This window comes from Echinimonas agarilytica (assembly GCF_023703465.1).
GTDB classification, from domain to species: Bacteria; Pseudomonadota; Gammaproteobacteria; order Enterobacterales; family Neiellaceae; genus Echinimonas; species Echinimonas agarilytica.
Genome location: NZ_JAMQGP010000003.1, coordinates 601,929 through 615,429 on the forward strand (window position 1 = coordinate 601,929; position 13,501 = coordinate 615,429).

A 13,501-nucleotide genomic window follows, 5' to 3' on the forward strand; every position below is an offset into this window, starting at 1 on the left:
CTTTTCAGGGAATGATCTTGTGCTCAATCGTGTTTGGTTAGTCATGATGGTTGGCAGCATTGCGGTTGCGTTACTGCAGGTTGCTTTGGGTGAGTCATCACAAGTGATTAACGCAATGGGAGCCGCGTTATTTGCCGGTGCAGATTTAGCCGTTGATATTGCGCTGGGTTTAATTGGAGTGCTGTGTTTATGGCAAGGCATCTTTGCCATAGCCGAACGCGCTGGTATGGTCGACGCGTTAGCGCGGTTCATGGCGCCGCTATTTAGAGTCTTGATGCCAGCTATTCCTAAAGGTGATCCTGCAATAGGAAGTGTGACGCTCAATCTTGCTGCCAATGCGCTGGGTTTAGACAATGCTGCAACGCCCTTGGGCATTAAGGCCATGCAAGATTTGCAGCGGCATAATCCAAAACCCGACACCGCCTCCGATGCGCAAATTCTATTCTTAGTGCTGAATACTTCATCAGTCACATTGATTCCAGTGACCGTCTTTTTATATCGAGCACAGCAAGGCGCGTTGGCACCGGCAGATGTGTTTGTGCCTATCTTACTCACGACCTCTGCATCAACCTTAGCTGGATTGTTAATGGTGTGCGCCGTTCAGCGCATTAACATTTTTCAGCGTAGTGCGTTGCTCTATTTAGGAGTGGCCATTGCTGCACTACTAGCATTGGTTGGCTATCTTGGCCAGCTCGGAGCTGATGCCATGAGCCAACAATCTACGGTATTAGCGAATGTGGTGTTGCTGGGCTTTATCGCCTTGGTGTTAACTTTAGCGTCTAAACGCGGCGTGGCGGTATACGACAGCTTTGTGGAAGGGGCAAAGCAAGGGTTTGAAACCGCCGTGCGACTCATTCCATTTTTGTTGGCCATGCTTGTTGCACTGGCACTACTCAGAGCGAGCGGTATTTTAGGGGCTCTGATGGACGCGATTCGTTGGGTTGTGATTAAGACCGGTGGTTCCACTGAATTTATTGAGGCATTGCCTGTTGCGTTTGCCAAACCGTTTTCGGGATCGGCTTCACGAGCACTGATGATCGACACCATGAATGCACATGGGGCTGATAGCTTCGTTGGACGGCTTGCCAGCATCATGCAGGGCAGTACGGAAACGACCTTCTATGTACTTGCGGTGTACTTTGGGGCGGTGGGCATCCGTAAAACGCGTTACGCATTAAGTTGTGGCTTGTTTGCAGATGCGGTAGGAATCGCCACAGCGATTGCAGTGGCGTATTGGTTTTATGGCTAAGTACGAGTCGCTTAGTCTTTATCGATAGTGAGCTGCCATTGCCGCCATGTGTTCTTTGCCTTTGCGTGAAGTTTGAATCGAGAACCTTGCTGAGCACGTTCTCGAATGGCTTCGTTGTCGGGCGTACCAAATGCAATGCCCCCCGCGATGATCGTGGTGAGGGATTCGGCTTGAATTTTCATTCCACTAAATAACCCGGCTTCTGCTTTGATTCCAGAGACGTTCCAAAAATGCGTATTTGAACGTACCAAATGGCTGTAGTCAGGTTTGATGTTCGCCTGAATCACTACACTTTCAGAGCCTTCAGCCAGCTCAGTTGATGTGACTTGTCCGACTTGGATTTGGCGGAACAATATTGGCGAACCGACTTTAACAGAACCCAGAGCCGGGCTTTCTAGGTAAATTGTAATGCCATCGGTTGGTACGGGGTTTTTTGGGGCCCCGTATCCTGCGTTAAATTGTTGACGAGTGGCGCCGGTACCCGGTAGCGCGATAATAAAATCTCCGGTCAATAGTGCTTTAGGGTTTGATACACCATCAATTCCAATAGAGCCCGACTCAATCCAAAACTGGGTGCTCTGTCTCATGAAACTATCGGCGTAGAGTTGTTCCAAATATACTTGCGCGTTGACGTGATTTAGCCCCGGATCCAATACAATATCGTTGACTTCGCCAATTTGAAAACCGCCATAAAAGACTTTTGTACCCTGCGTCACACTGGTGCTCACAGGCAGTTCTATGTTGATGACTGACACGGTTTCCATCGCGATCTTTTGATTCGAATATAGCTCAAATTCCAACGGGCCTTTGGCCGAAGCTTCAGAGTTGGGAGTGTCGAATGCAATGCCACCTAAAGCTGCCGCAATCAGTGAGCCGGTTTGGACTTCTAGCCCTGTTAAGTCGGCTTTGAACTTAATGCCGCCCATTTGCCAGAAGCGAGATGATTGATTCAATAAGTGCGCATATTTAGCTTGTACGCCGGCAGTCATAATTACTTTTCTTTGGTCATTCAGTTCAACGCTAAGGATTTCGCCCACGGGTAAATCTTTAAAGTACACTGGGGCTTCAGCTTGCAGCCCATGAACGTCGTCCGACACTATTTTTATTAGTTTTGGTTTGGTGCGCTTGCCTACAACTGCAGCTTCGATTGTTGAGTAAAGCGCAAGGTTTTGACCGTCTTTCGCTGGCGAAGCATCTTTCCATTGGTTACCGCGCATGAGCGTAATACCGCCCATTAACACCTGTTCTATGGGTTTAGTGTCAATGGTTAATCCGCGCAGGCTCGCTTTCACATCAATACCAGAGTTGACATAAAATCTAGATTTATCGGTCACTAAGTGCGTGTATACAGGGTTAATTACAACATCAAATTCAACCGAGTTGTCGTCGCTTAACACCACATCGCGAATATGACCAATGGTCAGCCCTCGATAGAAAATCGTTTTGCCCGCGCTTAATCCATAAGAGTTTGGGGCGTGAAGTGTAATGTTTAACGAACCAGGGAGTGCGGGTTCATTTGGCTGAATTTTAAAGTGCCTCAATTCGCTGGGCTTTGTGGCGGGCGAAAATTGAATTCGATAACCCAATACAATCGTATCGAGGTTTTCTATTCCAGCCATCGAAATTTTGGGTTTCACCAGCCAGAACTGACTATCGTCGCCTAATAGTTCATTGAGCGAAGGATCGAGGTGTGCCTCTCCTGTTACATAGGTCTGGTCGTCGCTTAAACGAATATTCTCGAACGTCCCTATGGGAACGCCTAGGTAACGAATCTCTGTTCCACTTAGAGCCAGGCCGTCGGCTACATGGATAGTGAGCGCAATCTGAATGCCTCGGTCTGCTTCATCCAGTGAGGGGTATAGAACAAATTCTTGCTCTTCGGCTTCGAGCGGATCACTGCCCAAAGGGCTGTCGAATGCGATTCCACCAGCGATGATGGTGGCGAGGCTTTCGGTTTGCACTTCAACACCGCTAATTCCAGCGGACACTCGCACGCCACTGACGTTCCAAAAGCGACTGTCTTTGGTGACCAAGTGAATATATTCACTGTTAATTTGGACTTGAACCATGACGTCGTGGCGCTCGTCATCGAGCTTTATTTTTACCACTTCGCCGACTGCGAAATGGCGGTAATAAACGGGAGAACCAACGGATAAGCTGCCTAGTGTTGGCGTACGTAGGCGAACGATCAGATCGTCGTCTGTCAGTTGTAATGGTGCTTCCTTAACGGCTTCAAATTCGCGTTCTTTGGGACCTTCACCGGGTTGAACTGCAATGTAATTTCCCGACAAAATAGTGTCGAGCCCTGAGATTCTAGTGAGTGAGGCTTGCGGGCGCACTAGCCAAAACTGTGTGCCTCGGGTCAGTGCACTTTCAGCTCGAGGGTCCATTTCTACCAGCACGTTCACACCAAGTAAGCGTTGATCGGGTTCGATTGTTTTGACCTTACCAACGACTAAACCTTTGTACTTGACTGGTGTTTTATCTTCGATGATGCCGTTTCCATCTGGAAAATGAATCGAAATCATAATGCCTGCTTGGCTGAGGCTTTGGTATGCAAGGTAGCCACCTAGCAATAGCGCGATGATTGGCAGCAACCAAATTGCGGAAATAGGAGACTTCTTTTTAATCAGTGGTTGCGCGGCTATCGAATCATTTGGCAAAGCATTTTCCTTAATCGTTTACATCGTCCCAAATTAGACGTGTATCAAAGCTCTCGGTGGCAAGTACGGTGAGCAGAATCACCATTGCAAATGCGGTTGCTGCAGGTCCACAGGAGAAGTCCAATATTTGTCCAAGGTTGACTAACGTGGCCATGATAGAGATGACGAATAAATCTAACATTGACCATTTTCCTATCCATTCAATCGCATGATACATGCGGAGTCTTGATTTCCGGTTGCGTAAAATATTAAATTTTAAACTGATTAATATAAAACTCAGGCCAATAATTTTAGCGAAAGGAATTGCAATGCTGGCCGTAAATACAATGAGTGCAATGGGCAGCATATCGGCTGCTGCTAACGCAATAACGCCAGACATAATCGTATCTTCTTGAACCGTGCCGCTTTTCGTAAAATAGCTAATAGGATAGATATTGGCAGGTAAAAAAAGAATAAGTGCAGCGATGAGGCAAGCCCATGTCCGTTGCAAACTATTTGGTGATCGTTGATAAAGTTTAGTCTCACATCGGGGGCAGGCAACGTGCCCCACATCAATTTCAATGTGCTCACATAGCTTATTGCAGCAATGGCAAACCACTAACCCTCGTTCATATGCGCTAGCCATGAGATTGCCTTTGTTCAATGAGGTGCCACATATAATGCCGATTAAACTGCTGCGCAAGGGCAATTAATACTGCAAACATAAACACATAGCTGACCAGGCCTAAGCCAAAATAGATATCTGCATAATCCTTGAGTTTAAATACTGCGACTAAAAAGCTAATCAAATAGATCTCAAGCATGGCCCACTTTCTAATGCGATTCATGATTTTCATGAGCACGACTAAAGTCGATGGCGCCCATTGCCGTTTATAGCCGTAAAGCAACGCGATCAGACACCCCATTGTAACCAGGGGGGCCACTGCACCGGCAAAAATGACCAGCGAGCCGACAAACCAGAAACCGCCATCAATGAGCGTTAAACCCGCGCCCCAAATAGTGGTACTGAGTTCTTGGTTAAATAACCGAATGGTAATGAGTGGCAAAAAATTGGATGGAAACCAGAGAATAAATCCAGTAAAAGCGAGAGCAAAGAGGCCATCGAGTTTGAACGGACTGTGACTAAAAATACGTTTGCCACACCGAGGGCAGTTGGCGTCATTATGTGGTGGCACTTCTAATAACGATACCAAGAGATCGCAATCTGTGCACGCGACCATGTGTGGCTTAGCCATCTGTACTCCAAGCTCAGTCTAGAGTCAGGTGAATTTTAATGATTTCAGTGTATTAACAGAACTAGTTTTTGTCTAGTGGGTTAACCGTAGAGCCGAATTAAAAGCCCGTGTACAATACCCTGAAAATTCCACAGAGGCTTTTTATGTTAACTACTGAACTTGTGACTTACCTCGACCAAACTTTACAATCCAATCAAATTCGAGATTTTTGTCCAAATGGCCTTCAAGTCCAAGGCAAGCCAAACATTCAGTCAATTGTAGCTGGAGTCACCGCCAGTCAAGCACTTGTCGACGAAGCCATCGCACGCAACGCCGATGCCGTATTAGTGCATCATGGTTACTTCTGGAAAAATGAACCCGCGGCTGTTGTAGGCATGAAGTATAACCGCCTTAAGGCGTTATTAACGCATGATATCAACCTCATCGCCTACCACTTGCCGCTTGATGTCCATGCTGAACATGGTAACAACGCTCAGCTAGCGAAGCGTTTGGGAATTGTTGATGCCGAAGGGCTCGATCCCAACGACCCATTTTCAGTGGCGATGCAAGGCCGTTTAGCTCAACCTGTCACAGGCGCTCAGCTTGCTGAGCGCATTGCGCAGAGTTTGAACCGAACTCCTGTCTTTGTGGAAGGGCACGGCGGTGTCGTGCAAAAAGTGGGTTGGTGTACGGGCGGTGGGCAGTCATATATTGACCAAGCCGTTGCCGCAGGATGTGATGCGTTTATCACCGGCGAAGCATCCGAGCAAACGGTGCATGTTGCTCGTGAAATGGGAATCGACTTCATCGCAGCAGGGCATCACGCAACAGAAAGGTATGGCGCGCTCGCATTGGGTCGGCACATTGCAGAAAAATTTGATCTAAATGTCGAGTTTGTGGATATCGACAACCCCGTATGAATAAGAAATCTAATTTTGATGGTGCAGCAGGTAAATTCAGTCGCTGCATTTATGACAGTGCAAAAGGTAAAGTTCGCCTAGCTGTATTGCAGCGTGACCTGCAGCAAGTGCGAGATGGCAGACCATTGCGCGTTTTAGATGTGGGTGTTGGGATGGGCCAAATGGCTCTTTGGTTCGCCGAAGCTGGGCATGATGTTGTGGCCTGTGACATATCGGATGATATGCTCAATGAAACCAAGGTTGCGGCAATTGCACGTGGTTGTTTGCAAACCATGAGCTTTGTGTATGCGGGACTAGACCAGTTACCTGAACTGGAAAAATTTGATCTTGTGCTTTGTCATGCGGTTCTGGAATGGATTGAGGACCACGAGTCTTTTATTCAACATTTGGCCAATCAGTTGAAGCCGCAAGGCCATTTAAGTTTGATGGCCTTTAATCAAAAAGCCCTACTTTATCAGCACTTGGTATCGGCCAACTTTGAATACGTTGAAGGCGGAATGACGCGGCGCAGTCGGCAACGTTTAACGCCAAACTGGCCCATCACTCCTGCTGCGTTAGAAAATGCAATTGCAAAGGCTGGAATGTCGGTTTCGACTCGATCCGGTATTCGTACCTTTAGTGATTATGTTCGCGACAAGCAACAAACTGAAATTCAGCAAGAAGCGCTAATGCGCTTAGAGCTTATTCATTCGCAAGACCCTGATTTTCTTGCGGTATCTCGGTATTTGCACTTTTATTGCTTACGTGGTTAGCGGGCATCCACCAATCGGTGTGCATGGGAGGCAAATCGTCGGGCAAAAATGGATTTTGAAGTTCAATTAGGTGTCTAGACTGGCTTTGAACTCGTTGAATAACATCTGAAAAATGCTTTTCAAAAATGGCTTTGAAACTGCCATCTTCAATCGCCATATCTAGTCCTTTCTCAAGCCGACGAGCAAGGCCTTCGTTACTCCTGTTCACAAAGAAATAACGGGGAAAAGGGTAGTAAAGCGCAATATCACTATTAATCATCAAGTCTGAGTAGCGGTCTGACTGCTGTTCAATTTCAATATAAATCTCATTTAGGCCGCGTGGTAAATAGTCAATTTGAGATGTGGCTAACATGGCAAACAGATCTTGATAGCCGGCACTTGCAATCACTGGAATGCGGTTGCGGTATAGAATACGTAAATCTTCCCAATGCAGGCCAAACCCTGCCACTGCGTTGTTTTTTAGATCTTGTAGTGACGAAATGCCAGCAAATTTATCATTGTGTTCGCTGTGAGTTAGTAACAGGCGGTAGCCAAGCATACCTTGTAATAAAGGCACTTTCACTGCTTTGAAGCTAAACTCTCTTTGTGTACTGGTGGGGAGAAATGCAATATCGATTTGGCCTGAAAATAACGCTCTTAGACCCTGTTGCTCAGACATTTCTGTACCCGAAAATTGAGCTTCAGCATGGCCATATTCTTTTTCCGTGAGCATTAACACGTGCTCCAGCAGTTCAATGTCGTAATGAAATCGATCATGATGCTGAAAATACAATAGTGGATCAGGTTTTGATGTGGCTAGAAACGATAAAGTAGCCAACATTAAACAAGTGACATAACGCAACAATTGCCGTCTCCATGAAAGTGGACGATGTAAACGAAACGTGAAGGTGCTTTAGATTATGGCGATCTGGTTAGATGATTCAAGCTTCATTCACGCAAAATGGAAAAACTCTTGCAGATTGAACCTCAAAGCGAGAGGCACAGAGCAAAGCTTTGAAGTAACAGTGCTCAACGAATCTAATGCTTCAATTCAACTCAACGACGTTGTGATAGCCGGCATTCATGCTGGCCAATGGTTAGATTCAACCATTTGGAGTGATGGCTTCCAAATGCTTTGTCAATGGACAGGTACCCTGTCAGACCCTATACGCGTTAGCCGTTGCAGCGATAACGATGCAGACTATCGGATATACAGTGAACACGAAGCCCGATTTTACAATTATATGATCATTGAGCAGACCATAGGGGAGCACTACATTCTCCTTGGTTTTACGAGTTGTGAACGTTATTCCAGCTACTTTCAACGCGACGGTGACGAACTTTTTGCTGTCATTGAATCTGCAGGAGGGTGGCTTGAGAAAAATCAGCGCCGAGATCTCCCCAAACTTGTTTATCTTGAAGGCAAGTTGGCTGAGGTGCAGCAAACCTTTGCAGACTTGATTGTGGCGGAAGTGGGGGCGTCCCGGCAATCAAAACCGATTCAAGGGTGGTGCTCTTGGTATCACTATTACCAACACATTACCGAGCAAGCGATTCAAGACAATACCGCAGCGTTGCGTGGTGAGCTGGCTGCGTTCGATACCATACTGATTGACGACGGTTATCAGGCGGCGATGGGAGATTGGCTCATTCCTTCTAACAGATTTGGACATGGCATCGATCAGGTCATGGAGGATATTCAGCGGCAAGGCAAAAAAACGGCTATTTGGATGGCGCCATTTATTGCCGAAAAAAATGCTCAAATTGTCAGGGACCATCCAGATTGGTTTATCCGAACAGATGATGATCGTTTTGTGGCAGCGAGCGATGTGACTTATGGCGGCTGGCGTAGCACTCCTTGGTATCTATTGGATACTTCTATTGATGAGGCGTGCCAACACTTAGAGCAAACCGTACGCTACATGAAGCAACGTTGGAACATTAGCCTATTTAAACTTGATGCCATTTACTGGGGGTGTCTAAAAGTTGCTCACCAACAACCAATGACAGCTGTTGAAGCGTACCGCAAAGGTCTTGCTGCCATTAAGCGCGGTGCAGGTGATGCGATGTTACTTGGGTGTAACGCGCCAATGTGGCCATCACTAGGCTTGATTGACTGTATGAGAACAAGCGATGATGTGCACCGAGAATTAGGGCGTTTTAAGCAACTTCATCTTGAGAATGCGGGCCGAAGTTGGCAAAACGGCACACTGTGGCAGGTCGACCCAGACTGCATTACTTTACAAGATTTGAATACCGAACATCATCAGCAAGCCGCTTCATTTGCAGACTATCAGTTCCATGCATCTTCAGTCTTAGCTACAGCAGGGAATATCCTGTTAGGAGACTCTGTATTGGCGCTCAATAAAGTGAGTCGCGAGCGGTTGGCTCGTATGCTAAACAGGTACAAGAGTTCTTCAGCATCTGCCAAATTCAAGGATTTGAGCTTTGAACAAGCGAGCCTTCAGCTCAACGCGACGACTTGGCTATATTTCGTGTTTGATTTATCCGAGATTGCGCAGCGCACGGTGTGCTTAAAGCATCATTGTGAAGCTGATTGGTTTGATTTTTGGAGTGGTGTTGCATTGGCCAACAACAGACCTATGTTCACCATTGATATTGAGGCAAATACGGCAAAAGTGCTGTGTGTTAAAGCGTGTTAGAAATCGAACTCAAGTGACATAGCAACGTTACTATCGCCAAGGCCAGGAATTGTACCTGTGGTGTAAACTGTTCTGAAGTTTACGCCATCTTCGAGTGCCAAGCTGGTGCCAAAACCAACAGCCATTTCTGCTTGATTCCAGTCCATTACGCCATTTGGCAAATAGTTGCGATACACATTGTCTTTGTCGATGTTTGATAGAAGATAATAATCAGGGTCATACGCTTGCCCGAACACTTCTAATCGAATATCACCTGGAACGGCAATGATAGGGACTGCCATGTATTCATACAAAGCCGCGTCACTGCGGTAGTAGCTGGATGTGGCAGCGGGAAGTAATTCAATGCGGTGCGAATAATCTGCAAGAGATTGGTACACCGAGTTGTAGCTAGATTGAGCAAAGGCTACGGATGAGTTGATGTATTGATTTTGTTGAAAGACATTTGAAAAATCGAAGTCGATAAACGACAGGTAAGAAACAGACGAACTGTCATCTGTTTCTGTAGGCCTATCATCCTGCGCAAAGCAGCTTGTTGCCACTAAGCAAGTCAACCCTATCCCTATCTGTGATAATCGATTCAAAGTCATTATTTAGCGCCGGCTCATGTCCGTTATATTTTTAGATTCGATGTGTTAAAGCTGTAATCGCTCGATTCTTTCATCGAAAATACTACTTAGTGACAGCAACATATCAGATGTATTGATGAACTTTCAAACAGTAATAGTGATGTAAAGCAAGTTTTGACACATTTTGTTACGGTCTCGTATTAAATGTTATTGCTGCTTCACAAAATCGGATTCTGAAAGAACCACAACATGCTTTGGAGTGAACTTTGCTGCGCAATAAATTGCAGTGTGTGACGTGTGTTTAAAAGGTGAAAAAACGGAGCTCTCCTTGGGCAAAGGTTGAGCTCCGTGAAGGGGGAAGTATTCCCGAATGACTAGTTTGCCAAACGTTTTTGATACATGGTTGAGGTGACATCCTTTACTGCATCAATCAGTTGCGGGTAGGGGATGTCGGTGACGGTAACAAAGCCAATGTTGGCATTTTCACCGTCAAAAGCGCGTCCAGAAATGGGTTCATCAATATATTGGAACCAATGTGCGCCAACCATATACGGTTTGTTGAGTACGCTTTGCATATAGTCTTTGTACATTTGAGCACGATCGCTTGGATCTGCTGCATGTACAATGCCGGGGTTGAACATTCCAGTATCGACAGTGGTTCCAATGTGGAATTCGCCAATCACAACTGGCAAATCAACGTCTTCTAAAAACTTCCAAAAGTGGTCTTGCATGCCTTCTTCATAAATATTGAAGCTCAACACATCTGAATATTTTAATGACGCTTTAATGATCTCATCGGGCATACCCCAGTTCGCCATGCGAGCGCCCATATACAGGTGATTTGGCATCACTTCGGCCAGCGTACCATGTACCACTTTGAAGTACTGTTCACCTAGCATTTCCAACATGCGCGATAAATCGACTTCAAGTGCAGCGCTATATTGGTCAAACTGAATGGAGCGAGCCACGTCTTCCCAGCTTTCAAACTCCCTGAGCCACGCTGCATTGATTTGATCAATATCAGTGTATTTTTGCTGTAAGTGCTCGGTAAAAGCTTGTTTAGCAGGGCTTTGTTCTGAATCCTTGGATAAGGCATCTAAAATTACGCCATACCGCTCTTCTACTGTACCTGAGCGTTCTCCCCAACTTTTTTCATTGTCGATGAAAATTCCTGCACACCAAGGCGAATTTTCGACATCTTTTGCAATTGCATCGATAGTCGCGATCGCTCGTTGTTCAAACACTGGATCATATGGGTCAGGCATTAAGCCCCAATGGTTTTTATAGCCAGACAGTGTTTTGTAGTTACCAATAATCCAACCATTGGCAAAATAAGGCACTTGTTGCGCTTGATAAAATGCTGGGTCTACCCAGTTACCAAAGGATGTGAACCCCCATTCATGCATGCGTTGAATGGTGACGTCTTCCCATTTTTTAATATAAGACTCAGGCGATGTCTGGCCATAGCGACGCTCTAAGTTAGCACGATAAAAACTATAGGTTTCACCGTGAGCAATTGCGCCTTTGTGAGTCGAACGGCGATAGCTGTAATGCTCAGCGAGTTCATCGTCATACGCAGGAAGCCAATTGAACATTTGATGACGTATGTCTGATGTGACATAGCGCGTTGAACGAACGTCATCCGAAACACTGACAATCCCCATGGAATCCTCAGGCGTTAATTCATCATCGTGAACGACACGCACACTGTCATCTTTAAAGTCGACACCGGTTAGCGTTGACATATTCGCCATGCGCACGTTGGCTGGTCCGTGAGAGAAAAATACATGGCCTTCGGGATCAACCATCCACCATTTTCCATCGACTTTTTCTGTGCGGAAATATCCCGTCGCATTGAGCTTCGGACCCGCCGTGTAGCCACCATATTGCGAGCGATTGGGCATGCCTTTCGAGTTATCTAACTGTTTTAGCTCTGCATTGGCAGCCGCTTTTAATTGTTCCACTGAATCAATTTTAAGAGGAGACTGTATTTTGGCATTTTGGCCGAACTCGTCAATCACACCTTTCATCCAATCACTGCGTGTTTCTGGATTTTTACGCAGGCGAATATTATCGAGAGCCACTTGGGTATCATCTAAATTACCAATAGTAAAAAATTTTAAGGCAGCGACTTGATCAAGATTGACATTGTCTGATCGCCACGAGCGCCAAATCATTAGCTTATCTTGTGTCTGCCAAGGTGGTGCATCGCCCCAAAGTCCAATTTCGGTCTCGGCTTCAACACCTTTTAATGGGAAATAGACGGTCCCTTTAAAGCCTGCCGCTAAGCTAATTGAACGGCTTTGAGCTTTTCCTTTTGGGTTTTCTACATTCAAGTAGAGTTGAATAGAAGTATCACCTGTATTTTCTGCATCAAAGGCAAAGTTATAATTTTCGAATTGATCAAATGCCCATGGCTCTTCGGGGGCGACAACCAGTGTAGGCATGTTGAATTTCGATAAAAAATCAACCGATACATAAGTATTGTCAGTGATGTGTTTGAGCGCTGTTTTTGCTTCATTACTCGAGAGCCAGCCCTGTTGAGTAGGGCTTTCAAAGTCGACGAGCGTGACCAATGTTTGCTCTGGTTGAAACGCATCTGCATTGGACGCTGGAACAGCCGTATTGTCTTGCGTCGTGCTCGAGTCTGAACATGCCACCAAAGCGATTGCAATTGACGCTGCAAGTATCGATTTGCTGTGCCATGTTTTAGATAATTTTGAATTCATTTTTGTAATCCTTCACCTTCAATATTAGACGGCTTGATTCGTTAATTAAATTTTACTTTTCAATGTGATAAGGTTTTGTATGTTGCCAAATGAAGCCAGTATCAAATAGCAGGCTTGGAAGTAGCCTTTCTCGTGAAATTCAAACACTTTTTCTTGAGAAAGCTGGCTGAGTTTTTCTTCATTAATGGTGTAGATGCCTTCAAATTTAGTTTCCTCGCCATTTTTTAATGTGATGGTCAACTGAATGGGCTCAATGAGGCGATTGGCTACAAGGGTTTTAATGAACTGCTCAGTGCGCAAAATTGCGGGGACGATATCAAACGCTAACTGCGATACTTTTTGTAAATATGGAGTGGCTTGGCCTTGCGCATCAAACAAGGGTTCTCCGTCAACTGTTTGCACGCGTGCATTACTCATATTGAGAGTGAGAACGGTATTTTCAGGGGTGGGTTGCGCGCCCGCAGGGCCTTTCACTCCCACCATAAAGGGTTGGCGGCGAATGTGCATGGGCACATAGTTCGCGTGCCATTGGTTGCCTTTCAAAAAAAGATTCTCGCCCGGATCAAATCCAAACACAGCATGCATACCAAACTGGCCCGTTTCGCTGTCTTTGATAAAACAGACTGGATATTCCAATGCTAAATGACGTAATTCATCTGCAACTGCTGGTGCGTAGTGGATGTTTTCGCCATATTCAGCACCGTGCTGGGTGTTTATTTTTGTATGCTTGTGAGCCGTGCTATCGACAACTTGAAATTGGGTCACA

At 45.8% G+C, this 13,501-nt stretch carries 11 protein-coding genes; 4 read left to right on the forward strand and 7 right to left on the reverse strand.

The window, feature by feature from the left end:
• Positions 1-19: 19 nt before the first annotated feature.
• The gene (locus NAF29_RS09875) at positions 20-1,249 is read left to right on the forward strand and encodes a nucleoside recognition domain-containing protein (protein WP_251261382.1); all 1,230 of its coding nucleotides are present in this window, start codon (positions 20-22) and stop codon (positions 1,247-1,249) included.
• Between the two features lie 11 nt (positions 1,250-1,260).
• On the opposite strand, the gene NAF29_RS09880 is transcribed toward NAF29_RS09875, so the two are convergent.
• Genes NAF29_RS09880 through NAF29_RS09890 form a run of 3 tightly spaced genes read right to left on the reverse strand, consistent with a single transcriptional unit; the run spans position 1,261 to position 5,147 of the window.
• Positions 1,261-3,912: an MlaD family protein gene (locus tag NAF29_RS09880; RefSeq protein ID WP_251261383.1), complete on the reverse strand. Its 2,652-nt coding sequence runs from the start codon at positions 3,910-3,912 to the stop codon at positions 1,261-1,263.
• A gap of 10 nt (positions 3,913-3,922) precedes the next feature.
• Entirely contained in the window at positions 3,923-4,537 is a 615-nt protein-coding gene (locus NAF29_RS09885; RefSeq protein ID WP_251261384.1) for a paraquat-inducible protein A, read from the reverse strand.
• A complete protein-coding gene (locus NAF29_RS09890) occupies positions 4,530-5,147 on the reverse strand; it encodes a paraquat-inducible protein A (RefSeq protein WP_251261385.1) in 618 nt (205 codons plus the stop codon). The genes NAF29_RS09885 and NAF29_RS09890 overlap by 8 nt, the downstream gene beginning before the upstream one ends.
• 143 nt (positions 5,148-5,290) lie before the next feature.
• Between NAF29_RS09890 and NAF29_RS09895 the strand changes: the two genes are divergently transcribed.
• Together NAF29_RS09895 and NAF29_RS09900 are read left to right on the forward strand one after the other, a co-directional pair.
• A complete protein-coding gene (locus NAF29_RS09895; protein ID WP_251261386.1) occupies positions 5,291-6,046 on the forward strand; it encodes a Nif3-like dinuclear metal center hexameric protein in 756 nt (251 codons plus the stop codon).
• The gene (locus NAF29_RS09900; RefSeq protein ID WP_251261387.1) at positions 6,043-6,798 is read left to right on the forward strand and encodes a methyltransferase domain-containing protein; all 756 of its coding nucleotides are present in this window, start codon (positions 6,043-6,045) and stop codon (positions 6,796-6,798) included. The genes NAF29_RS09895 and NAF29_RS09900 overlap by 4 nt, the downstream gene beginning before the upstream one ends.
• Here NAF29_RS09900 and NAF29_RS09905 read toward each other — a convergent pair.
• Positions 6,728-7,510: a type 2 periplasmic-binding domain-containing protein gene (locus tag NAF29_RS09905; protein WP_251261388.1), complete on the reverse strand. Its 783-nt coding sequence runs from the start codon at positions 7,508-7,510 to the stop codon at positions 6,728-6,730. The two genes, NAF29_RS09900 and NAF29_RS09905, sit on opposite strands and share 71 nt — an antisense overlap.
• A 187-nt stretch (positions 7,511-7,697) precedes the next feature.
• Between NAF29_RS09905 and NAF29_RS09910 the strand changes: the two genes are divergently transcribed.
• Positions 7,698-9,440 carry a glycoside hydrolase family 36 protein gene (locus NAF29_RS09910; RefSeq protein ID WP_251261389.1) on the forward strand — a complete coding sequence of 581 codons (1,743 nt, stop codon included), beginning with the start codon at positions 7,698-7,700 and terminating at the stop codon, positions 9,438-9,440.
• On the opposite strand, the gene NAF29_RS09915 is transcribed toward NAF29_RS09910, so the two are convergent.
• The 3 genes from NAF29_RS09915 to NAF29_RS09925 form a co-directional block, all read right to left on the reverse strand.
• A complete protein-coding gene (locus NAF29_RS09915) occupies positions 9,437-10,027 on the reverse strand; it encodes a hypothetical protein (protein ID WP_251261390.1) in 591 nt (196 codons plus the stop codon). The genes NAF29_RS09910 and NAF29_RS09915 overlap by 4 nt on opposite strands.
• 353 nt (positions 10,028-10,380) lie before the next feature.
• A complete protein-coding gene (locus NAF29_RS09920) occupies positions 10,381-12,735 on the reverse strand; it encodes a beta-galactosidase (RefSeq protein WP_251261391.1) in 2,355 nt (784 codons plus the stop codon).
• 45 nt (positions 12,736-12,780) lie between these two features.
• Positions 12,781-13,500: a SapC family protein gene (locus tag NAF29_RS09925; RefSeq protein WP_251261392.1), complete on the reverse strand. Its 720-nt coding sequence runs from the start codon at positions 13,498-13,500 to the stop codon at positions 12,781-12,783.
• Position 13,501: the final 1 nt, after the last annotated feature.